This is a genomic window from Pseudoflavonifractor sp. AF19-9AC (genome assembly GCF_003478995.1).
GTDB lineage: Bacteria > Bacillota > Clostridia > Oscillospirales > Oscillospiraceae > Lawsonibacter.
On record NZ_QUGI01000005.1, the window covers coordinates 36,805 to 60,088 of the forward strand.

Genomic DNA, 23,284 nt, shown 5'->3' on the forward strand with positions numbered 1-23,284 from the left:
GTATACGGCAGCCTACTGTATGCAGCGAATTTTTATTTCTAGAGAATCAAGGAGGAAACGACCAGATGGTCAAATACGTACTCAAGCGTATTTTGATGGGTGTTTTGACCATTTTTATCCTGGCGTCCGTGGCGTTTTTGATGATCCGTATCGTCCCCGGCGGTCCTTTTGACGCCGATGTGGCGGAGATGTCGGAAGAGGCATATCGGAACCTGGAAATGAAATATGGCCTGGATAAACCCCTTTACGTTCAATACGCGGTATTCATGACAAACTTGCTGCACGGAGACCTGGGAGAGTCGCTTCAGTACACCGGTACGCCGGTGGCCGATTTGATCGGCCGGGGAATCGGCGCCACCGCCCGTTTGGCCACCTGCGCTTTGATTTTTTCCGTGGCGGTGGGGCTGGCTTTGGGAATCAGTGCATCCCTGAGACCGGACAGCGGGCTGGACCGATTTTGTACCGCGCTGTCCACCATCGGTGTTTCACTGCCCAACTACGTAGTCGCCATTGCGCTCATGTATGTGTTTGCGCAAAAGCTTCAATGGGTACCGGTTACCGGATTGGACAGCTATAAAAGCTATTTCCTTCCGGTCATAGCGCTTTCACTTAATCCCATTGCCCATCTGACAAAGCTGTCCAAAACCAGCATGATTGATGCGTTGAATCAGGATTATGTGGTGCTGGCCCGGGCCAAAGGAATGCGGACTGGCAGAGTGGTGTGTCTCCATGCGCTGAAAAATGCGCTGCTGCCGGTGATTACTTACATTGGTCCCCTGATTTCTTCCCTGATGATTGGCAGCTTTGTGGTGGAAAACATGTTTACCATCCCCGGAATCGGCAAAATGCTGGCTACCAGCATTACCATGCGGGACTATACCACATTGACGGGAATGGTCATCTTTTACGGAACCACAGTAATCGTGATTGGAATCATTGTGGATCTGATATATGTGCTGATCGATCCGCGGGTCAAATACGAATAGGAGGGACGGTAACTTGCGAAGCAATGTGAAGACAATCCAAGTGCGAAATTCCGAACTGGAACAACAGCCGGTTATCATCTCGCCGGACCTGCTGGAGCATTTGGATGACACCGAAAAAGATCGGGAATTTATTGCCATGGAGTCCCGTACATTTTTGCAGGACGCCTGGAGAAAGTTCAAGAAAAACAAATTGGCCATGTTTGGTGCCGGATTCCTGGCTGTATTTGTGTTGATCATTATTTTTGGCCCTATGGTGTCCCCTTGGACCTATGACGGAATTGACCTGTCAAATATGAACAAGGGGCCGTCTATGGAGCACCTGTTCGGTACGGATGCCCTGGGCCGTGATGTGTTTGTTCGGGTCCTTTACGGCGGCCGGATCAGCCTGACGGTGGGCTTTGTGTCGGCACTTCTGAATTTGATCATCGGCACTCTGTACGGCGGTACAGCGGCCTACATAGGCGGGCGGGCCGACCAGATCATGATGCGGTTTGTGGACATTGTCTATTCCATCCCTACCATGCTTTATGTGCTGCTGATCACCATGGTCTTTGGCAGCAGCCTGGGTACGGTGATTGCCGCCATAGCAATCAGCAGCTGGGCCAGCATGGCGCGAATCGTTCGCTCCCAGGTACTGACCCTGAAGGAGCAGGAGTTTACCCTGGCAGCACAGGCCCTGGGCGCAAGCGGAAAGCGGATCCTGGTAAAATATCTGCTGCTCAACTCGGTTGGTCCCATTATTGTTACCGCCACGCTGAATGTGCCCACTGCTGTGTTTTCGGAAGCCTTCCTGAGCTTTGTGGGTTGCGGCGTTGCCATTCCCATGGCCAGCTGGGGCACGCTCTCCAGTGATGCTCTGTCCAATGTCTCCACCTATCCCTATCAGCTGTTCTTCCCGGTGGCGGCAATTTGCCTGAGCATGTTTGCCCTGAATTTTATTGGTGACGGACTGAGCAGTGCGTTCGATCCCCGGCGGAACAAGTAGGAGGTCACTATGTATGTGTTAGAAGTTGAACATCTCCGGTCGTTCTTCAACACCGAAAACGGAGTGGTCCGTCCTGTGCGGGACGTCTCCTTCAAGGTAGAACAGGGAGAAGTGCTGGGGATCGTAGGAGAATCCGGCTCTGGAAAGAGCGTCACCATGTTTTCTGTCATGGGTCTGTTGGCGAAAAATGGCTATGTTGGCCAGGGCCGGGTAACATTTGACGGCGAGACGTTGCTGGATCTGCATCCGGAAACGGACGAAGTGGATTTGCAGACGCTGCGCAATGTAAAAGCAAACTACGAAAAGCACTTGCAGGATATTCGGGGCAAGGACATTGGAATGATTTTTCAGGACCCCATGACCTATCTGAACCCGCTTCTGACGGTGGGGTTCCAGATGTCAGAAGGACTGAAGCGGTATTTTCACCTGTCCAATGCGGAGTGCCGGGCGCGCAACATCGAGATGCTGGAGCTGGTAGGCATTACCAACGCGGAAAAGCGGCTGTCCCAGTATCCCTTCGAACTTTCGGGCGGCATGCGGCAGCGGATTATGATCGCCATGGCGCTGAACAGCAAGCCCAAGCTGCTGATTGCCGATGAGCCCACCACGGCACTGGACGTCACCATTCAGGCTCAGATTTTGGAGCTGATGCAGTCGCTGCAGAAAAAGATCGGGATGTCCATCATTTTGATTACCCACGACCTGGGCGTGGTAGCCTCCATGTGTACCCACATTATCATTATGTACGGCGGGCAGATCATGGAAGAAGGCTCGGACATGGATATTTTTTACCGGGCCCGGCATCCGTACACCGAGGGCCTGCTGAACTCTGTGGCGACCTGTGACAATGAGCTGGGCGGCAAGCGCAAACTGGAGCCCATCCCCGGCAGTCCGCCGGACCTGCGTAAGCCGCCCCAGGGCTGTGCATTTGTGGACCGCTGTAAGTATGCCATGAAGATCTGCAAGGCCCACGAGCCGCCGGTTGTGACTCTGTCTGATACACACAGCTGCAAGTGCTGGCGCTGCCATCCTGAAGTTATGGCGATGGAGCAGGAGGGATGATATGGCAGACAATATTCTGGAAATTCAGGATTTAAAGAAGTACTTTCCCGTAAAAAGCCGAAAGATTTTCAGCAGAGAACGACAGGTGGTCCATGCGGTGGACGGAGTCTCCTTTGGCATACGCCGGGGCGAGGTGCTGGGACTGGTTGGAGAATCCGGCTGCGGCAAGACCACGCTGGGCCGCACAGCGGTCCGCCTTTACAAACCCACCGGAGGAAAAATTTTCTTTGATGGGCAGGATATTACCAACGCCAGCAACCGGGAGCTCATTCCGGTGAAAAAGAAGATGCAGATCATCTTCCAGGACCCTTACGCGTCGTTGAATCCTCGTCTGACCATTGGAGATATCATCAGCGAACCCATGCGCATCCACCATATTGGGACAAAGGCGGAGCAGGAGGAGCGTGTACAGGAGCTGCTGAACGTGGTCGGGCTCAAGCCGGATCACATTCGCCGCTATCCCAATGAGTTTTCCGGCGGACAGCGTCAGCGCGTGGGAATTGCCAGAGCGCTGGCCGTCAATCCCTCCTTCATCATGTGCGATGAGCCCATCTCTGCGTTGGACGTGTCCATTCAGGCACAGATTATCAACATGCTGGAGGAATTGCGGGACAAATTAAATCTTACCTATTTGTTTGTCGCCCATGACCTGTCCATGGTGCGCCATATCAGCGACCGAATCTGCGTGATGTATTTGGGCAACATGGTGGAATGCGGACCCAGCGAAGAGGTTTACACCCACCCCATGCACCCCTATACCAAGGCGCTTCTTTCGGCGGTTCCCATTCCGGACCCCATCCGCACCAGAGAGCAGAAACGCACCCTTTTGGAAGGGGAAATCCCCAGCCCCATCAACCCGCCCAAAGGCTGCCCCTTCTGCACCCGGTGTACCTGCAAGGAAAAAATCTGCATGGAGGTAAAGCCGCCGGTCAAAGAGGTGGACGGACGCCAGATTGCCTGTCACCTGTTCCCCTGAAGCTGGCCCAATGCCATCCGCCGGGCCGACGCCTGCGCTGCTGGTCCTTCCCCCGGCGGCTGGAATTGGCATCCGACCGAGCCCTGGCGAAGAAGAAAGCAAACCGAATTTCTGAGTAAAGTCTGTACTGCCAAGAAGCAGTACAGACTTTTTTGCAGAAAAACGGAAAAAGAATTTTTGGGGCCGGCTGGCTGAGGAGCATTATGACGTGGGAAAGAAAGGGCAAAGTGCTGGATGGAGGAAGCGGAGTAAAAGAGACTGTGAGAGTCGGGCAAAGGCTCCAGAATATGGGGAGGACATGGTTCGATAATTCAATATTCTTACCATAATTTTATGCGATTTTTAAGTATGCCTTTCCCTCTAGCACAGTAGTGTGCTATAATCTCCAAAAAAGCTGGGCCAGAACCGAATGGGGAAGGAGGGGCTGGAATTGAAAGTCGTAATTTTGGGAAGCAGCGCCGCGGCGCTCTCCGCCGCAGAGGAATTCCGGCGGCATGACGAGCAAAGCGATGTGACGCTGATCAGTCCCGAGGAGGGGCTGCCCTATTCCAAGGTGCTGCTGCCCTATGTGCTGCGGGGCAAGATCCCCTACCAGGGGCTGACCATACGGGAGAGCGACTATTTTACCCGTCTGAACCTGCGCTATGTGCAGGGGGAGGCGGCCAGGCTGGAAGAGGCGGAGCACCGGCTCATCCTGAAGGACGGCACCGTCTGCTCCTATGATAAGCTGCTCATCGCCACCGGAGCCCGGGCGTCTACGCCCAATATCCCCGGTATTCAGGACAGCCGGGTGTGCTACATGCGCACCAAGGAGGACCTGGACCACATGATGCCCCTGCTGCACCCGGGGGCCCGGGTGGCGGTCATCGGGTCTGGCTTTGTGGCGCTGCAGGCGGCCTGGGCCGCCCGGTTCCGGGGTCTTCCCGTCACCGTGCTGGGCCACCGGATTATGCCCTCGGCCATGGACGAGGCGGGGGCGGAGGTGGTGGCCCAGGCTATCCGGGACAGCGGCGTGGAGCTGCTGGCCCCTGTCCATACAAAGAGCATTGAGCCGGGCCCCGATGGCGGCCTGCGTATCTGTTTGGAGGAAGGCCTGTGGGTGGACGCCGACGTCATTCTGGTGGGCGCGGGCGTGAAGCCCAACACGGAATTTCTGGCCGGCAGCGGGATTTTGGTGGAAAAGGGCATCCCCGTCAACGGGAAAATGCAGACCAGCCACCCGGACGTGTACGCCGCCGGAGATGTGGCCGCGGGCCCCACGGTATTTGGGGAGGAGCATGTGCTCCACTCCCTGTGGCCCACTGCCGTGGAGATGGGCCGGGTGGCCGGAGGCCAGATGGCCGGGGTGGACCTGCCCTACGACGGCAGCCTCAATATGAACGTCACCCAGATGTTCCACGTCACGGTGGCCTCTGTGGGCAAGTTCCGGCAGCAGGATGTGGACGAATGTGTGGTCCTGCCGGAGGAGCTGGGCTATGGACGGCTGTGCGTCTTTGGCAAGGACGGGGTCCTGTGCGGCGCCACTCTCATCGGAGGCAGCGAGGGCGTGTCCTTCCTGGGCAAGCTGCGGCCCCTGATTGCCCGGCACCAGCCCATGACGCGACACCCCCAGGAACTGGGGGATTATGTAAATAAACAAGTGTTTGCAAGAAATTGGGAGGAGGGACAACCGGGATGAAAATGGTAACCGTGACGCCGGAAAAATGTGTGGGCTGCCACGACTGTGAGATGGCCTGCGCCTTTGCCCAGAGCGGGGACAGCTGTGACCGCCGGTGGTCCAATATCCACGTCAGCGTCTCCACACCGGACCGCTTTGTGATGCCGGTGACCTGCTTCCACTGTGCCCGGGCCTGGTGCATGGAGGTCTGTCCGGCCAGAGCCATCTCCCGGAACGAGGAGACGGGCGCGGTGGTCATCGATCCCCTGCGGTGCGCCGGGTGCAAGATGTGCATTCTGGCCTGCCCCTACGGGAACATCCGCTTTGATGCCCAGAAGCTGGTCAGCCGGAAGTGTGACCTGTGCGGCGGCGACCCGGAGTGCGTCAAGCACTGCATCAGCGGCGCCCTCAACTACGAGGAGATCGACAAGCTGGCGGAGCGGAAGCAGAACATGTTCGGCTACAAGCTGGTGCGCATGGGGAACGGGGGTGAGGAAACCAGCCATGAGTGAAACACGGATTGTAAAGACCCTGTGCAGAATGTGCGACGACCGCTGCGGCATTGACGTCCACCTGGACGGGGACAAGATCACCAGGATCGAGGGCAACCGAGACCACGTGTGGAACCGGGGGCGGCTTTGCATCAAGGGCAGCCATGGCCTGGAGATGTTCACCTCGCCCCAGCGGCTGAAGCACCCTCTCAAGCGCACGGAGCAGGGCTTCGTGGAGATCCCCCTGGAGCAGGCCCTGGATGAAATTGCGGAAAAAATCAAGGGCATCCAGGCCAAGTACGGCGCCCGGGCTGTGGGCGTCTGGAAGGGGGAGGCCGTGGGCTTTGCCCAGCAGGAGGAGCTGGCCCGGCGGTGGATCCACGCCATCGGCTCGCCCAACTACTTCTCCAACGACTCGGCCTGCTTTGCCAGCCGCTGGATGGGAGGCGGCCTGGTGCTGGGCCCCCAGGGGTTCCAGGCCGATGTGGACAACGCCAAGTGTCTCATCTACTGGGGCCAGAACCCGCCCAACTCCCACCCCAACGTGACCCAGCAGATCAACCGGGCCCGGGAGCGGGGAGCGCGGCTCATCGTCATTGATGTGCGCTTTACCCAGATTGCCCGCCAGGCGGACCTCTTTGTCCAGGTCCGGCCCGGCACCGATGGGGCCCTGGCCCTGGGCATCATCCGGGAGCTCATCCAAAATGACTGGCTGGACCATGACTTTATTGAGCGCTACACCCTGGGCTTTGAGCGCCTGAAGGAATATGCCCAGCAGTTTACCTACGACTACGTGGCCAAAGAGACGGGCTGCGACGCCGCGGCCCTCATTCCCCAGATTGCCCGGGAAATCCGGGACAGCATGCCCCGCACGGGCATTGTGGTGGGCAACGGCTTTGAGCACCACGAAAACGGCGTCAACAGCATCCGGGCGGTGACCTGCATCGACGGGCTCATCGGCTCGGTGGACCAGAAGGGCGGCAAGTACCTGCCGGTGGGGCTGGACATCCGGTATTTGCCCCTGTACGACCAGAAGCCCTTGAAGGAGCTGGAGCCCCTGGGGGCGGACAAGTTTCCTGTGCTCTATGACTTCCGCCATGAGTGCCACACCATGACCCTCATGGACACCATCCTCAGCGGAGAACCCTACCCCATCAAAGCCATCGTGATGACCGCTGCCAACCCGGCCATTACAAACCCCAACAGCGACAAGGTGAGAAAGGCCCTCAGCTCCCTGGAGCTCTTTGTGGTCCGGGACCTGTTTCTCTCCGAGACGGCCCAGCTGGCCGACTATGTCCTGCCCGCCGCCTCCTACCTGGAGCGCAGCGAGCTGGTGACCCACGGGCTTTTCCACACTGTCACCCTCACAAACCGGGTGCTGCCCCCTCCGCCGGAGGTGCAGGACGAGTACCAGTTCTTCCACGACCTGGCCCACCGGCTGGGGGCTGGGGAGTACTTCCCCTGGGAGAACGAGGACGCACTCAACGCCTGGCTGCTGGAGGACACGGGCCTCACCCTGGAGGAGCTGAAAAAGGCTCCCTCGGGCTATCAATACGCCCGGCCCCGCTACCAGAAGTACCGGGAGCGGGAGGCGGACGGGGAGCCCCCCTTCAAGACCCCCAGCGGGAAGGTGGAGTTTGTCTCCGACTATCTGGCGGGGTACGGCTATCCCGATCTGCCGGTGTATATCCCGCCCAAAACCAACCAGCCTGATCCCGACTACCCCTTCGCCCTGGTCACCGGGGCGCGGAAGCTGCCCTTCTGTCACGCACGGGGCCATAACCTCCCCGCCCTCTCCCAGGCGCTGAGAAGCCCGGAAATTGAGATCCACGAGGCGGACGCCCAGAAGCTGGGCGTGAAGGAGGGAGACCAGGTGCGGGTAACCTCCCGCATCGGCAGCATTGTCATTCCTGTCCATGTGGCGGTGGCCGACGAGATCATGCCCGGGGTGGTGCAGATCACCCATGGCTGGAAGGAAGCCAACGTGAACCGCCTCACCCTGGACGACACCTTTGATTTTCTCAGCGGGTTCCCGGTGATGAAGTCGGTGCCCGTCCGGGTGGAAAAGGAGGGGTGAGAGGAGCCCATGACCAATAAGGTGGGGGCTGCGGCTCTGGCCGGGGCGGCGCTGGTCTGGCTGTTGAATCTGGCCGGGCTGACCCTTCTGGCGGAGCAGATCCCTGCGGGGCTTTTGGCCTCGGCCTCCATGCTGATTTCCGGTGTGCTGGGGCTGGCGGTCAGACGGGCAGGCTCCGGCGCCGGAATCCGGTGGCGGCGGGAGCACTGGCCGGTGGCGGCGGTGAGCAGCGGGCTATATGCGGGGTACATGGTTCTGGCCGCCTGCTGGGCCTCCCTGGCGGGGCTGGGGGAGCTGACCGTGGCCTTTTCCCTCCAGTGCCTGACGCTGCTCATTGGTCTCTCCCTGGTGAAGGAGCAGTACATCCGTCCCCGAACCGTTCTGTCTGTGGCGGTGACCGCCATTGGGGCGGTGTGTGCCATGGGAATGGGGGGACGGGAATTGCGCCTTGTCTGGTATCTGGTCCCCTTGGGACTGCTGATTACCTGGACTTTGTGGCTTATCCTGACTCTGGACCTGGCGGAGGAGTATCCTGCGCAGTTCGTTGTGGGCTGGCAGAATGTGTGGGGGGGACTGATGGCCCTGCCGGTGGCCGTCTTTGACCCCAAAGGAATTGCTTGTCCGGGCGGCGGGGCGCTGCTGCTGTTTCTGGGGGGCGCGGTCCTCTGGAGCATCGGCTTGCCGCTGCTGCTGGGGCGGCTGAAGGGCCGGAATACCATTTCCGGCAGTCTTGTGTTCGGCGCCCTGCCTGTGTGCGGCCTGCTGGGGTGGAAGCTGCTGGGGGAGCAGCTTGCCCCGGGGCTTCCTGTGCTTGGGCTGGGCCTGTTATGTGTGGGAGAGGTCCTGGCGTGTGCAGACATGCTGGGAACCCGACAAGAAAAGGAGTGAATGTTATGGAAAAGAAGAAACCGACGCTGAAACTGGCATTGATCGGAACCCTGGGCGTACTGGTGATCCTCCTGTCCTGCGTGCTGCTCTTTAAGGTGGACGTCATTATCGCCCTGACCATCGGCATCATTTACGCCGGCATTGTGGGCCGCTTCAACGGGGTCACCCTCAATGATTTGGTGGAGGGCATGCAGGAGGGCGTGGCCAAGGCCCTCATCGGTCTGCTGTTCTTCCCCCTGGTGGGCGCTGTCATCGGCAGCTGGCTCATCGGCGGCACCATCCCCGCCCTGGTGTACTACGGGCTGGACATTCTGAACCCCCGCTTCTTCCTCATTTCGTCCTTCATCATCTGCAGCGCCCTGTCCCTGCTCATCGGTACCTCCTGGGGCACCGTGGGCACCGCGGGCCTGGCCATCGCCGGTGTGGCCATCAGCAGTGATCTGAGCATCCCCTTCGGCATCGTGGCCGGCAGCATCATCGCCGGCGCCTGGTTCGGCGACAAGATGTCCCCCATCTCCGACTCCACCGTGCTCTCCGCCACCGCTGTGGAGACCGATGTCTATAACCACATCCGGGGCATGGCTTACACCACCATCCCCTCGTTCATCATTTCCACCATCATCTTCGGCATCATCAACTTCTTCTATGCCGGTGACGCCACCCTGAACTATGACGTGATTGCGCCCATCAAGGAGACCCTGGCCGAGCACTTCAACCTCAGCCCCCTGGTGTTTATTCCCCCCATCGTGCTGATCATTCTGTGCGTCCTGCGCACCCACGCCTTTATCTCCCTGCTGGGCGCCATCGCCGCCGGCTCCTTCTGCAGCATGGCGGTTCAGGGCAACACCGTGATGGACACCATGGCCGCCGTGATGAACGGCCTGCAGGTGGAGACCCCCATCGCCGAGGTCAACACCCTGCTGAACCGGGGCGGCATGAACAGCATGATGAGCTCCATGTTCCTGTGCATGGTGGCCGTTTGTATGGGCGGCGTGCTCACCAAGACCCAGTTCCTCCACGTCATCATTGAGAACCTGGCCAAGTACATGCGCTCCACCTTCTCCCTGGTGTTCACCACCATGGTCTCCTGCCTGCTGAGCAACATGATGTTCGCCGACAACTACCTCACCATGATCCTCAACGGCAACCTGTACCGGGACATGTACGACGAGCGGGGCCTGGACCGGAGCATGCTCTCCCGTACCATTGAGGAAATGGCCACCATGTCCGTGCCCATGATTCCCTGGACGGCGGCTGCCGCCTTCCTCACAGGCACCCTGGGCATCAGCGTGGCGGAATACGCCCCCTACTGCGTGCTGAACTTTGTAAGCCCGGTGGTGGGCCTCATCAGTGCCGCCACAGGCATTGGCGTGCTTTATGTGAAGGGTGCCAAGAAGGCCAAAGCGTAATTCCCGTTTTGCGTTTCGCCCCGGACGGACGCCGGCTCCCCTCCCGGTGCCCGTCCGGAGCGGCAGACGTGTCATATCCCCATGTACCATCCTCCGTCCCGGGTCCGGGACGGGGGATGGCACTTTCTGTTTTTGCGTCATAAGAGAAGGAGAAGCTTGCTATGGGGCAGCCGTCGCTAAAATTATCCCTGGTGGGAACGCTGGGGGCACTGGTGATTTTGTTTCTGGGCCTGTTTGTGCTGCATCTGGAGATCACCCTGCTGCTGTTTCTGGATATGATCTATGTGGCCATGATTGCCCGGATCCACGGCATCAAGGTGGCGGAGCTGGTGGACGGCATGTCCTCCGGCTGCGCCCAGGCCCTCACCGGCCTTTTGTTCTTTCCCCTCATCGGCGCCCTCATCGGCTCCTGGATCCACTGCGGTACCATCCCCGTGCTGCTCTACCACGGCCTCAACATCCTGAATCCCCGGTATTTTCTGGTCACCGCCTTCCTGCTGTGCAGTCTGGTGTCCCTCATCATCGGCACCTCCTGGGGCACGGTGGGCACCCTGGGCATTGTCATTGTGGGTGTGGCGGAGGGAGGCAGCATTGACCTGCCCGCCGGCCTCATTGTGGGCAGCATTGTGTCCGGCGCCTGGTTCGGGGACAAGATGTCCCCCATCTCCGACTCCACCCTGCTCACCACCACGGTGACGGAGGTGGACGTCTACCGGCATGTTCAGGTCATGGCCTACACCACCCTGCCCTCCTATCTGCTGACGGTGGTGGTGTTCGGCGTGCTGAACCGGGTGCTGGCCAGCGGGGCGGAGATGGACGGGGCCATCCTCCTGCGGATGCAGACCGCCCTGGCTGGGCAGTACAATCTCAGCTTCCTTGCCATTCTCCCGCCCATTCTGCTGATGGCCCTGTGCCTTCTGCGGGTCCACGTCTTCGTGGCCCTGCTGTCGGGCATCGGAGCGGGGGTGGTGTGCAGCGTGCTCACCCAGCACAGCACCATCTCCGCCGCCATGACCGCCCTCATGTCCGGCGGACAGGGGGAGACGGGGGTGGATGCCCTGGACACCCTGCTCAGCCAGGGAGGCATCGACGCCATGATCAACGGCTTTTACCTGTGCCTGCTGGCGGTGTGTCTGGGCGGCGCGCTGCAGCGGGCGGGCTTTTTCTCCAGCATCATCCGCCACTGCCGGCATTACCTGAAGTCGGACTTTTCTCTGCTCCTGGCCACCATGGTCACCAGCGTGCTGGGCAACTGCGTCTTTGCCGACAACTACCTGAGCATGGTGCTCAACGGAAATGTCTACCGCCCCCTGTACCAGGAGCACCGCCTGTCCCTGGCCATGCTCTCCCGCACCATTGAGGAGGGCTCCACCCTCTCCGCCCCTCTCATCCCCTGGACGGCGGCGGGGGTGTTCATCTCCGAGACTCTGGGCGTGCCGGTGAGTGCTTACGCCCCCTTTGTGGTGCTGAACCTGCTCACGCCGGTGGTCTCCCTGACCATGTCCCGCTTTGGGGTGGGGGTAGTCACCCAGTACGCCCAGGAGCACCCCAGGCCCAGGTGGTACCGGCGCTACAAGATCAAAAACAACCTGCGCAGCAAGCTGCTCCTGGTTTTTCTGACCATCGGCGTGGTGCCCACGGTGGTGCTGAGCCTGCTGTTTTACTCCATCCAGGGGCGGGAGGCCGCCCGCCAGGCCCAGGCTCAGCTGGACCGGGGTGCCCAGCGGACGGTGGCTCTGGTGCAAAGCGGACTGGAAGCCGCCGGGGAGGGGAGTGAAAGCCGGGAGGAGGCTCTGGCCGCCCTCCGGCGTCTGCCCTATGTGGAGACGGCGGAGACGGAGGCGGGGGAGGAACGCTTCCCCCTGGAAACCCAATGGGGCACCGTGTTTCTCACCCTGGACCGGGCCTATCTCCAGCAGATGCTCTATGGGGAGGAGGAGCGGGGGGCGGTATATGTGGTCTGTACGGACCAGGGGGGAACGGACGCTCTGCAGGAAGAATTGGGCCAGTCCGGCGATACCCTGTCCGCCCGGGCGGAACTGACCCCCCAGTGTACCCTGGTGCTGACGGAGGACGCCCGATTCCTCCGGGAGAACCAGGGAGTGAGCGGGACGGTGGTGGTGCGCCTTGCCATGGTGCTGGCCATCCTGGCGGTGTGCAGCGCCTGCCTCATCTCCTACAACATGTCCCGGGGCATCCGGGCCCTGGCGGACAACATGCGGAAAATTCAGTCCGGCGACTTTGAGACGGCCTCTGACCTGGATGTGGGAGATGACGAGATCGGCATGCTCAACCGCACCTTCTCCCAGATGAAGCTGGAGCTGGACAAGCTGGTAAACCGCACCCTCCGCCTGAAGCTCAGCGAGCGGGACGCCAAGCTGAAGGCCCTCCAGTCCCAGATCAGCCCCCACTTTTTGTACAACGCCCTGGACTCCATCAACTGGGACCTGGTGGAGAAGGGGGAGTATGAGATCAGCGAGATTCTGCTCTCCCTCTCGGACATGCTCCATTACAGCCTGGACCAGTTCAGCGGACAGGTCTTCCTGGCCATGGAGTTTGAGCAGGCGGAAAATTACCTGAAAATTCAAAAGCACCGCTTTGGCGACCGGTTTGACTATGAAATTTCCTGCCCGGAGGATGTGGAACGGGAGATGGCCCCCAAAATGCTCCTGCAGCCTCTGGTGGAAAACGCCGTCTCCCACGGTCTGGAGGACCGGGAGCACGGCCTGGTGCGGGTGACCGCCTGCCGCCGGGAGGGAACGGTGCAGATCACGGTGGAAGACAACGGCTGCGGCATGGACGAGGAGCTGCTGGCCCAGCTGCGGGATCGGCTGGCCAGGAAGGAGTACGCCGGGGAGCAGGGGGAGCACATCGGACTGGTGAATGTGAGCCACCGCCTGCGGTACATGTACGGGGACCGGGCCCGCCTGCTGCTGGAGAGCCAGGTCAACGCCTACACCCGGGTGACGGTGGAACTTCCCCTGGAGACGGAGCGGATGGAGGAGGAAACGGATGAACATTCTGATTGTGGAAGATGAACCCAAGGCCCGGGCGGGTCTGGCCGCCCTTGTGGGGCGGCTCAGGCCGCCGGCCCTGGTGCAGACGGCGGTGAACGGCGCGGCGGCCCTGGAACTGTGCCGGGAGACGGACTTTGACCTTATCTTCACCGACATCAAAATGCCCGGCATGAGTGGGCTGGAGATGCTGGACAAGCTGGATTCCAGCTGCCGCCAGATCGTCATCGTCAGCGGCTACGCCGATTTTTCCTATGCCCAGCACGCCATCCAGCGGGGGGTGGCCGACTACCTGCTCAAGCCGGTGAGCCCCGCCAAAATCCGTCAGGCGCTGGAGCGGGCGGAGCAGAACCTCCGGGGAGTGAAGCGGAGCTGCCTGGTGCGCTACCTGCAGGAGTATCCCTTCCTGGAGGAGGAACACCGGCGCTGGCTGCGGCAGCGGCTGAACCTGGAGGGGGACGTGTTTGTGCTCTGGGGCAGAGGGCCTGCCTCCGGGGAGGACAGGGAGGCCTGGGAGAAGGAGGGAAGCGCCCTGGGGGAGGACGTCTACGCTTTCTCCTATGGAGAAAACGCCCTGCTGCTTTTGTGGGGCGCGGATGTGGAGGAAGAGGCGGTGAAGGCCTGGGGCAAGGCCCGCGGCCTTGGAGGGCAGCGGGTCACGCCGGAGCAGCTGCCCCAGGTGTACCAAAAGCAGATGCAGACGGAGACGCTGCCGCCCCGGGAGGACAGCGAGAGCGGCCGGGCGGTGCGGCTGGTGAAGCAGTTTGTCCGGGAGAACTATGTCTCGGAAATCAGCCTGAAATCCCTCTCGGAGATCACCTATCTCCACCCCAACTACCTCTCCAAAATCTTCAAGCAGGAGACGGGGGAGAACATCAGCGACTACATTCTCCGCTTCCGCATTGAGAAGGCCAAGGAGCTGCTGCGGGACCCCAGCCTGAAAATTTACGAGGTGGCGGAGAAGGCCGGCTTCCACGCCTCCAAGTACTTCGCCTCGGTGTTCAAGGCCGAGGTGGGGGTGACCCCCTCGGAGTTTCGGGAGGGGCTGTGACGGCGGAGAAAAGACCGGCAGAACGGGACCGGGAAATAAAGACGCGCGGGACGGATGCGATGCCGTCCCGCGCGTTTTCTTGAAAATTATGCTTTTGTCAGTTGGCCTCGTACAGCTCCAGAATGGCGCCGTCCTTCCACACGAAGGCCAGGCGATCCTTTTCCCCGGCGGGCATGGGGCCGCAGATGACGCTGTCCGCGTCGGCGATGTACTTCTCCAGATTGTCCACCTTATAGGCCACATGGGGGTTGCGGTGGATCTCCTCGGGGAAGGGAGTGCCCTCCTCAAACTTCAGATACTCGATCTTGTAGTCGTAATCATCCACGTTGCTGACCCAGAACTTGGCCCCTTCGTTGTAGGTCATGTTGGGCTTGCGGTTGGTGATGGGGATTCCGATGTGCATATACTCCGCAGACATGGGCATTTCCTCCTTGTTTGTGGTGGGGAAGTGGGGCGTCCGCCCGGTACTTCCAGAGAATGAGTTACTCCTTGCTGTAAGCGGGGGTGTGGCAGGGGGTGTTCCACAGGTGGATGAACTCATCGTCCCACTTGGCGATGTTCATCTGGAAGCCGCCGGCCTCCTGCACGGTGAGGATCTCGCCCACCATGCTGGCCACGACCTCCACGCCCTTGGCCTTCAGGAACTCCACGGTGTCCTTGAAGAGCACCAGCATCTCCATCATGGTGGTGGCGCCGCAGCCGTTGATCATCACAAAGGCCCGGTCCCCTTCCTTCAGGGCCAGCTTGGCGCACAGGGCCTCGGCCACGGTGGCAACGGTGTCCTTGGAGGACATCATGGGCACCCGGACGCCGCCGCCCTCGCCGTGCTGGCCGGCGCCGATCTCCATCATGTCGGTCTCGCCCAGGTCGCCGAAGGACATGCCGTTCTGGGGGTGGGTGGCGTCGGTGGACTTGACGGTGATGGAGGCCATGTTGTCCGCGTAGCGCTGGGCGATCTCGGCCACCTCATCCAGGCTCTTGCCCTCCCGGGCGGCCGCGGCGGCGATGTGGTAGAGGGCCACGGCCCCGGCCAGACCGCGCTTGTTGTCCTCGCCGTTGGGGTCGTACTGGACTTCCTCGCCGGTGACCACCTGGCGGAAGTTGAGCCCGGCCTTCTGGGCCAGCTTCATGGCCTGCTTGCCGGCCAGCTGGTCGCCGGCATAGTTCAGGGTGAGCAGCAGCACGCCGTGGCCCTTGTCTGCCAGCTTCATGGCGTCAAAGACCAGCTTGGCGTTGGGGGCGGCGAAGATGTCGCCCACGGCCTGGACGTCCAGCATGCCCTTGCCCACAAAGCCGGCCTGGGCGGGCTCGTGGCCGGAGCCGCCGTAGGTCACGATGGTCACCCGGTCGGCATCGGCCAGGTCCTTGCTGATGACCAGGTGGCCGTCCACGTCCAGAATGTCGGGGTAGGCCAGACCCAGACCCACCAGCTCCTCATCGGTAATGGTCTCAGGGGCGTTGATAAACTTCTTCATTTTCATGAGATGTACCTCCCGGTTTTAAGTTCAGAATGAATGACGTTACACTTGGGCCAGACCCTGGAAGAAAAAGGCCATGGAGGCGGCCCCGGCGTCGGGGGTGCCGATGGTCTGATCCTTGTAGCTCTTGGCGCGGCCGAATTTGGCCACATACTGTTTGCTGGCCTCCATGCCCGCCTGGGCGGCCTGGGCGGCGGCGGCAAACAGCTCTGCCTCGCTGTCCCCCTGGTAGGCGGCAATGGCTTCGCTGGCAGGGATGAGGGCGTCCATCATGGTTTTGTCCCCCACCTTGGCTCCGGACATATCGTTGAGCGCCTCCAGGGCCTGGGCAAACATGGCCTTCAGCCCGGCCACATCCACCTCGTCCCCGGCGGGGGCGGCCTCCTGCAGCCCGTCCAGCCAGGTGTTCCACAGGGGAACGGCGCTGCCGCCGTTGAGCACCATCACGGACATAGCGGCGTCATCCAGCATGGCCTGGATGCCATCCTGGGACTCCTCCACCGCCTGAGCAATGGCTCCGGCAATTTTGGTCATGGTGAGTCCGTGGTCTGCGTCGCCGAATTTGGAGTCAATTTCGGTGAGCACCGGCTCGGCCTCGATCACCTGTGCGCAGGCGCGGTTCAGGCGCGCGGCAAGCTCTGCTTTCTTCATTGCGGCACTCCTTCTTTCTGCTTTGATGGGATTCCGGCAAGCGGGAAGGTTTGCCGCTGCCGGGAAGTTACGTTTGTTCAATTATTTTATCTTACCGACCCGAGGAAGTCAACGAACGGGGATATATTCTATAAAGCGCCTAAAATAAATATAAAAAACTGTGCAAAACAGCAAAGAACCCCGCGTTCCGAAGGGGCGGTTTCGGAATGCGGGGTTACATATGTAACGAGATTAGAGGGGGAGGTCCCGGACCAGCTGGCTGCGGGCCACCAGGTGGGTAAAGATGCCGGAGTTCAGCGCCCCCCGCAGGGCCCGGGCGCTGGTGTTGGCGGAGCAGACGCCGATGACGTTGGGGCAGCGCTTCAGGGTGTCCAGGGGGATCTGGATGGCAAAGTCCTGGTCCGACTGGATGACCTCCCCCTCCTCGTTGAAGTAGTAGATGAGCAGGCGGCCGCAGGTGTGGGCCTGCTGGAGCAGATCGCCGTACCGCACCAGGGAGGCAAAGTCAGGGCTGGAGGGGTAATTGCCGATGTTCACCAGGGCGGTGTCCATCCGCTCCCACTGGGTCTGGATCTGGCGGTAAATCTCCGTGGAGCACAGCAGCTGCTTTTCCTCCAGTCCCTCGGGGAGGGCGGGGAGGTAGATGAAGTGGGGGGTGGCCCCCAGCTGCTGGGCGATGAGGCGGACGTTCTCGTTGGACTGGTAGTTCCGGGCGGGGATGCTGGCGTTGCCCACCAGGGGGCAGATGTGGGTGACGGTGCTGTCCAGCTGAGGGTGCTTTTCCAGCCAGGTCACCAGCTGGCCGATGAGGTAGCCCCAGCCGATGCCCAGGTGCCGGGCCCGCAGCTGCCCCAGCAGCTGCACGGCTCCCTGGGAGAGCAGCTGGTTGGTGGTGTCGTCGTCTCCGCCGTCCTCCACCAGCACGCCGTCCCGGATGGAGCTGGACCGGCGAAGCCGCTCCAGCAGGGCGGGGGCGTCGTCCTCCGGCGGCCCCACGCGGATCTGGACCACCCCCAGCTCCCGGGCCTCCCGGAGCATCCGGCTCACCAGAGGGCGGGATACCCCCAGCTCCCGGGCGATGTCGCTCTGCTTCCAGTCCTCCAGATAGTAGCGCTGGGCCACATGGGCCAGCTTCTGTAATTTTTCCCGGCTGTAGTTCATGGCAGCCTCCTGTAAGGTTACATTTGTAACTCCATCATAGTATATTGTCGGCACAAAAGCAACGGCTGGAGGAGAAATTCCGTTCCACCTGGAAACCATACAGAAAAGAAGGGCTGGGCAGCGGGACAACTGGGGTGTGGGGAGCATAGGGAACTGGGACAGGACGCCTTGCTTTGTCAGGTAGTTTGGCAGAAAACAGGTTGGCTGCCGGCAGATGAGGACCTTCCTGCGCAGAGAGAAGGGGAATCCCATTGACAAGATTTTCTGGGGACGATACAATTGAATTGATGCCAACAGGGGCCCAGAAGGCGCTGTTGAGGCGGAAGGATCGGGCCTCTGCCCGAGGAAAGGCAACACTATGAGAGAAGATCTGAAGATTCGACTGGAACAGTTTAAGGAGCGCTACTCCGCGGACGCGGCGGTACAGGGCCGCATTGGAAAGCCGCCGGTGGAATTCATTGGCCGGGAAATTTTTGAGCTGGCCGTGGCGGCGCTGCTGCAGGGAGAGAACCTTCTGCTGTGCGGCGGAAAGGCCACCGGAAAAAATATTTTGTCGGACAACCTGGCCTGGTTGTTTGCCCGACCCATCTACAATGTGTCCTTCCACGTGAATACGGACAGCAGCACCCTCATCGGCACCGACACCTTTGTGGATGGGGAGGTGCGCCTGCGCCATGGACCCATTTCCCAGGCGGCTCTGTACGGCGGCTTCTGCATTCTGGACGAGATCAACATGGCCAAGAATGACGCAGTGGCCGTGCTGCACTCGGTGCTGGACTACCGCCGGCTTATTGATGTGCCGGGCTATGAGTGTATCCCCATGCATCCGGCCACCCGCTTCATTGCCACCATGAACTACGGCTACGCGGGCACCCGGGAGCTCAACGAGGCCCTGGTCTCCCGCTTTACGGTCATCCGCATGCCCACCCTGGAGGAGGGACAGATGCACCAGCTGCTGCGGGCGGATGTGCCCGGAGCCTCGGAGGAGAACATTGACCGGTGCATCGGGCTGTTCCTAGACCTCAATGAGAAGGCCATCAACGGCGAGGTGTCCACCCACCCGGTGGACATGCGCGGCATGATTGCCGCCCTGCGCATGATGACCGACGGCATGAACCCCAAGGACGCCATCACCATCAACATTACCAACAAGTGCTTTGACGAGTATGAGTATCAGCTGGTTCAGGATGTTGTCATGACGCGCTTCGGCTGAGACGGGAGAACACAGTGAGTATTGACAGAGAGGAAAGCTTGTTTCTGACGGTTTCCGAAAACCATACGAAACGGAACTATCCGGAATATATCCTCCGCATGAGCCAACCTTATGAAGAGGTGGGCGGAATGATTGCGGCCTACGAGGGGGTAATTCTGGGGGGCGCGGACAAGCTGTTCGGGCTGGACGAGCTGAATTTGTGGCTCCGGAGGCACCGCTATGCGGCCTACGACATGCATGTGCTGCTCCCCATTGCCCACCTGTGTCTGGAGTATGCGGTGCGCCGCCGGCTGACGTCCGACCGTCCGGGCATCCCGGCCATGGCGGAGCAGGTGGCCCGGGAGCTGCTGCAGGAAGACCCTCTGAGCCTGCGCTACTCCTCCCGGGGCTGGCTGAACATCTACTGGCTGACGGAGCAGTTCCCCCAGGCCGCCAACGCGGAGAGCCGCCGCATCCTGCGTAATTTCACCGGCTTTGAGTCGGTGCTGGAGCTGTTTGTACAGCTGGCGGAGGGGTGTGAGCACTGTCCGGACGCCCGGTCCCTGGTGGACCAGGCGGTGCTGCTCTATAAGAAGGTCTTCACCCGCTACTTTGCCCCCGACCACAGCCGGGACGAGCTGTCCCAGTTTGAGGTCTCCGACGACGACCTGTGGGAAGGGAAGTATGAGGCCCCCGAGGAGGAGGCCGCCCCGCCGGAGGAGGAAGACCAGGAGCTCACCTATGAGCGGGCCAAGCAGCTGACCACCGACCCCATTGAGCTGTCCGAGGAGGCCCTGGCGGCGGTCCCGGAGTATCTGGAGAAAAACTTCGGCCCCAGCTTCCAGACGGAAAAGGCCCTGCAGGAGATTGAGAACGCGGTGTGCGTGGGCATCCACGAGGGGCGCAGGCTGCTCTTTACTGACGGCCTGCCGGAGAGCGCCTACGAGGAGACCACTGACCGGGCCGGGTCCCTGCGCGCCTCCCGGGAGGCCAACCAGCGCATGCTGGAGGAGCACCGGGATTCGGCCATGCAGAGCATCCGCAGCATCGAGCAGGCCTTCCGCAACGCGCTGAACCTGAAAAGCGAGCCGGAAATCTATTCCTCCCACCGGGGCGTGCTGGTGAACAGCACCCTCTGGAAGGTGGGGCGCATTGAGGAGCCCCGGCTGTTCCACAAAATTTTCCGCCAGGACAACTCCACCGTGGTAGTGGAGCTGCTCATCGACGCCAGCGGCTCCCAGAAGAGCCGCCAGTCCATGGTGGCCCTGCAGAGCTATCTCTTCAGCTCCGCCCTCAGCCGCATCCAGATCCCCCACCGGGTGATGAGCTACTGCACCTACGGGGACCACACCGTGCTGCGGCGCTTCCGGGACTACGACGATAAGCCGGAGGCGGATGAGAAGATTCTGGAGTACCGGGCCACCTCCAACAACCGGGACGGACTGGCCCTGGCCGCCGCAGGCGTGGACCTGCTGAAGCGGCGGGAGGACCATAAGATCGTCATTGTTTTCAGCGACGGCCTGCCCAACGACATGGTCAGCGGCCGGGTGCGGAAAAATAAGCCCGAGCGCTATATCGGCGACGCGGCCATCCGGGACACCTGCTTCCAGGTGCGGAGGCTGCGCCGGGAAGGGGTGCACATCATCGGCATCTTCCTGGGGGAGGACGGCGAGCTGGACAACGAGCGGATGATCTACGGCTCCTCCTTCCTGCGCATCCGCCGGGCGGAGGATTTCGGCGGCACCGCGGGCAAGCGGCTGAGCGAAACGCTGCTGCTGCTGTGAGCCTTTGGCCAAAACATGAATGGAAAAAAGAGAACCACCGGAAACCCGGCGGTTCTCTTTTTTATGGGGTGCTGGGAGCGGCCAGCCGCGCCTGGCGGAGAAGAATGTCGCTGGCTTCCTCTTCGGGGATGGGGGCGTAGAAGCGGAAGCCCTGAATCACGTCGCAGTGGATGTCCTGCAGGGCCTGGGCCTGCTCGGCGGTCTCCACGCCCTCGGCCAGAATGGTGAGGTCCAGCTCATGGGCCACCTGAATCATGGCGCGCAGGATGGAGTTTCCCGTCTGGTTCAGGACGTTGTCCACAAGCTCCTTGTCCAGCTTGATGCCGTCTACCGGATACTGCTGCAGGTCGGTGAAGGAGGTGAAGCCCTGGCCGAAGTCGTCCAGCGCGATGCGGACGCCATAGTCCTTGAGGGCCAGCATGTTGGCCCGGATGGCGTCGGCCTTTTGCCCCAGAACGCTCTCCGTCAGCTCAAAAATCAATAGCTCTCTGGGGAAGTGGAAGGCGTCCAGAATGGCCCGGCACTGCTCCACAAAGTCGGGGGAGGCAAAGGTGTCCCGGGAAAAGTTGCAGGAGAGGAAAAAGTTCTTTATCCCCCGGTCAAAGAGCATCTGCAGAAGCTCGCAGGAGCCGCGCAGACTGTGGTAATCCAGACGGTCAATAAGGCCCTCCCGCTCCAGAAGGGGGACGAAGACGCTGGGGGTCAGCAGCCCGCGCTCCGGGTGGAGCCAGCGGGAGAGAGCCTCGCCGCCCATGATCCGGTGGGTGCGGGCGTCCACGTAGAATTGGACGTAGAGTAAAAACTCCTGGCGGGCCAGGGCGCCCTCCACCGAGGCGCGCAGGGCCTGCTCCGTCTGAATGGTCTGGAGCACGCCGGGGGAGAAGAGGATATAGTCCTTCTGCTCCCGGCGGGCGGTGCGGGCCTGCTGCTGGGCGTGGAAGAGCATTTCCTCCCAATCCCAGTCCCCCAGCTTCAGGGGGTAGATCCCGGCGGCCGCGTGGACCTGAAAGGCCCGGCCGTGTACCTGGGGATAGGCGCGAAGCTGGCGGAGTATCTCCTCCACCAGGGGGAGCACCTGCTGGGGATCGCCGGACATTTTCAGCAGGACAAAGCTGTCCTCCGACACCCGGGCCAGCACGTCGGTGTGGGCGGCGTGTTGGGAGAGCAGCAGGGCGCAGTAGCGGAGAAGCTCCGAGCAGGTGTCGTTTCCCGCCTGCTGGCGCAGCTGCTCCGTGTCCAGGCTGAAGCAGATGAGGTGATAGAGCACCCGGTTTTTCTCCTGGACCACCTGGGGGGCGTAGCGCTCCAGATAGTCCAGATTGCCCAGACCGGTCAGCTCGTCCCGCTCCCGCTGCTGTTGGGCGTCCCGCAGCCGGCGGCGGTTTCGCAGCACCACGGTGAGCAGGGCGGCAGCCAGCAGAAGGACGGCCAGGCCCAGTCCGCCCACCGCCAGCCACAGGCCGGTGGCGGGCTGGGGCTGGGCAGCGGTCTCCACCAGCATGCCGGTGACGGTCTGCTGGGGCAGAGCGGAGAAATAGTCCTCCAGGGCGGCGCACAGCTCCTCGCTGGCCGTCTGGGTGGGGGAGAGGCAGAGGGTCACCGATTCCCCCTGACGGAGGAAGGAGAACAGGGGGATGGCCGTGCTGCCCGCTGGAAGCTCCTCCTGGGTGTAGCCGGAGAGCAGATCCACCTGACGGTTTTTGGCCATGTGCTCCCGCCGGTCCTCCGGGCCGGGGGAATAGTAGACCAGCTCATAGGCGCTTTGGGCGGAAAAGTCCGCCAGCAGCTGGGGAATGACCCCCTGATAGGTCTGGGAGTCTGCGTCATAGTACTCCAGCGGATAGGCGTCGGGGTTGCCGGCAATGTAGATGAGAATCTTGTCTTCCACGCTGCGGCCCTCAGCTTATACCACCAGCTCCGGCCGGCGGCAGAACATGGACATGTTGTTGTCGGGGGCCTCTGTCCGGGCGTGTTCCAGCTCCTGGGACATGCCCTCGGCGGCCTCGTCCATCTCCCGGAGCATGGAGCGGAATTGCTCCCGCAGCTGCTCCAGGCGGGCGTCATAGCGCTGCATGGCCTGCTCCCGCAGCTCCAGGGCCTCCTCCAGCTGCTTCTGGGCGGCCTGCTGACGCTCCTCGGACTGCGCCTTCATCAGCTCGGCGTACCGCTGGGCCTCCATCAGTGTGGAGGAGATGAGGTGCTGCTCCCGCTCCTGGGCCTCATACTTCCGGCGCAGGTCGGCAAGCTCCTCCTCCAGCTGGTGGACCCGCTGCTTCTCCTGCTCCAGAAGAAGGTGGCTCTCCTGGTCCTTTTCCAGCAGCTTGGCGGAGTATTCTGCCTCCAGAGCGGTGATGTACTGCATGACGCTGAACTTTTGATAGCCCCAAAAGCCGGTTTTCAAATCCTCTGTTTTCATAACAAC

19 protein-coding genes are annotated in these 23,284 nt (G+C 61.3%); 13 read left to right on the plus strand and 6 right to left on the minus strand.

What is annotated here, in order from left to right:
• Positions 1–65: 65 nt before the first annotated feature.
• The 11 genes from DWX58_RS09480 (at position 66) to DWX58_RS09530 (ending at position 14,596) form a co-directional block, all read left to right on the plus strand.
• Positions 66–986, plus strand: a complete 921-nt coding sequence (locus DWX58_RS09480; protein WP_118643296.1) for an ABC transporter permease — start codon at positions 66–68, stop codon at positions 984–986.
• Between the two features lie 13 nt (positions 987–999).
• Positions 1,000–1,971, plus strand: coding sequence for an ABC transporter permease (locus DWX58_RS09485; protein WP_243093404.1), 972 nt, complete (start codon positions 1,000–1,002; stop codon positions 1,969–1,971).
• A 9-nt stretch (positions 1,972–1,980) separates the two neighbouring features.
• Positions 1,981–3,033: an ABC transporter ATP-binding protein gene (locus DWX58_RS09490; protein ID WP_118643298.1), complete on the plus strand. Its 1,053-nt coding sequence runs from the start codon at positions 1,981–1,983 to the stop codon at positions 3,031–3,033.
• Between the two features lies 1 nt (position 3,034).
• The gene (locus DWX58_RS09495; RefSeq protein WP_118643300.1) at positions 3,035–4,009 is read left to right on the plus strand and encodes an oligopeptide/dipeptide ABC transporter ATP-binding protein; all 975 of its coding nucleotides are present in this window, start codon (positions 3,035–3,037) and stop codon (positions 4,007–4,009) included.
• Positions 4,010–4,439: 430 nt separating this feature from the next.
• Entirely contained in the window at positions 4,440–5,687 is a 1,248-nt protein-coding gene (locus tag DWX58_RS09500) for an FAD-dependent oxidoreductase (RefSeq protein WP_158579243.1), read from the plus strand.
• A complete protein-coding gene (locus DWX58_RS09505; protein WP_118643304.1) occupies positions 5,684–6,178 on the plus strand; it encodes a 4Fe-4S dicluster domain-containing protein in 495 nt (164 codons plus the stop codon). Before DWX58_RS09500 ends, DWX58_RS09505 begins: the two co-directional genes overlap by 4 nt.
• The gene (locus tag DWX58_RS09510; protein ID WP_118643306.1) at positions 6,171–8,234 is read left to right on the plus strand and encodes a molybdopterin-dependent oxidoreductase; all 2,064 of its coding nucleotides are present in this window, start codon (positions 6,171–6,173) and stop codon (positions 8,232–8,234) included. The genes DWX58_RS09505 and DWX58_RS09510 overlap by 8 nt, the downstream gene beginning before the upstream one ends.
• A 9-nt stretch (positions 8,235–8,243) precedes the next feature.
• Complete coding sequence (locus DWX58_RS09515; RefSeq protein ID WP_118643308.1) at positions 8,244–9,122, plus strand: hypothetical protein; 879 nt, start codon at positions 8,244–8,246, stop codon at positions 9,120–9,122.
• 5 nt (positions 9,123–9,127) lie between these two features.
• A complete protein-coding gene (gene nhaC, locus DWX58_RS09520; protein ID WP_158579244.1) occupies positions 9,128–10,531 on the plus strand; it encodes a Na+/H+ antiporter NhaC in 1,404 nt (467 codons plus the stop codon).
• Between the two features lie 161 nt (positions 10,532–10,692).
• Entirely contained in the window at positions 10,693–13,569 is a 2,877-nt protein-coding gene (locus tag DWX58_RS09525; RefSeq protein WP_118643312.1) for a Na+/H+ antiporter NhaC family protein, read from the plus strand.
• The gene (locus DWX58_RS09530; RefSeq protein WP_118643314.1) at positions 13,544–14,596 is read left to right on the plus strand and encodes a response regulator; all 1,053 of its coding nucleotides are present in this window, start codon (positions 13,544–13,546) and stop codon (positions 14,594–14,596) included. The genes DWX58_RS09525 and DWX58_RS09530 overlap by 26 nt, the downstream gene beginning before the upstream one ends.
• Before the next feature lie 97 nt (positions 14,597–14,693).
• Here DWX58_RS09530 and DWX58_RS09535 read toward each other — a convergent pair whose 3' ends face one another.
• The 4 genes from DWX58_RS09535 to DWX58_RS09550 form a co-directional block, all read right to left on the minus strand.
• Positions 14,694–15,014 carry a hypothetical protein gene (locus tag DWX58_RS09535; protein ID WP_118643316.1) on the minus strand — a complete coding sequence of 107 codons (321 nt, stop codon included), beginning with the start codon at positions 15,012–15,014 and terminating at the stop codon, positions 14,694–14,696.
• 64 nt (positions 15,015–15,078) lie between these two features.
• Entirely contained in the window at positions 15,079–16,077 is a 999-nt protein-coding gene (locus DWX58_RS09540) for a dihydroxyacetone kinase subunit DhaK (RefSeq protein ID WP_118643318.1), read from the minus strand.
• 39 nt (positions 16,078–16,116) lie between these two features.
• Positions 16,117–16,725, minus strand: a complete 609-nt coding sequence (locus DWX58_RS09545; protein WP_118643320.1) for a DAK2 domain-containing protein — start codon at positions 16,723–16,725, stop codon at positions 16,117–16,119.
• 231 nt (positions 16,726–16,956) lie between these two features.
• Positions 16,957–17,886 carry a sugar-binding domain-containing protein gene (locus DWX58_RS09550; RefSeq protein ID WP_158579245.1) on the minus strand — a complete coding sequence of 310 codons (930 nt, stop codon included), beginning with the start codon at positions 17,884–17,886 and terminating at the stop codon, positions 16,957–16,959.
• A gap of 358 nt (positions 17,887–18,244) precedes the next feature.
• Here DWX58_RS09550 and DWX58_RS09555 point away from each other — a divergent pair, with 358 nt between their 5' ends.
• Both DWX58_RS09555 and DWX58_RS09560 read left to right on the plus strand, forming a co-directional pair.
• Positions 18,245–19,099, plus strand: a complete 855-nt coding sequence (locus DWX58_RS09555) for a MoxR family ATPase (protein ID WP_118643324.1) — start codon at positions 18,245–18,247, stop codon at positions 19,097–19,099.
• Positions 19,100–19,197: 98 nt separating this feature from the next.
• Positions 19,198–20,862 (plus strand): hypothetical protein, encoded by a 1,665-nt coding sequence (locus DWX58_RS09560; protein ID WP_147382259.1) that lies wholly within the window; start codon positions 19,198–19,200, stop codon positions 20,860–20,862.
• Between the two features lie 61 nt (positions 20,863–20,923).
• Here DWX58_RS09560 and DWX58_RS09565 read toward each other — a convergent pair whose 3' ends face one another.
• The gene (locus DWX58_RS09565; protein WP_118643328.1) at positions 20,924–22,750 is read right to left on the minus strand and encodes a GGDEF domain-containing phosphodiesterase; all 1,827 of its coding nucleotides are present in this window, start codon (positions 22,748–22,750) and stop codon (positions 20,924–20,926) included.
• A 15-nt stretch (positions 22,751–22,765) separates the two neighbouring features.
• Positions 22,766–23,278 (minus strand): hypothetical protein, encoded by a 513-nt coding sequence (locus DWX58_RS09570; protein ID WP_118643330.1) that lies wholly within the window; start codon positions 23,276–23,278, stop codon positions 22,766–22,768.
• Positions 23,279–23,284: the final 6 nt, after the last annotated feature.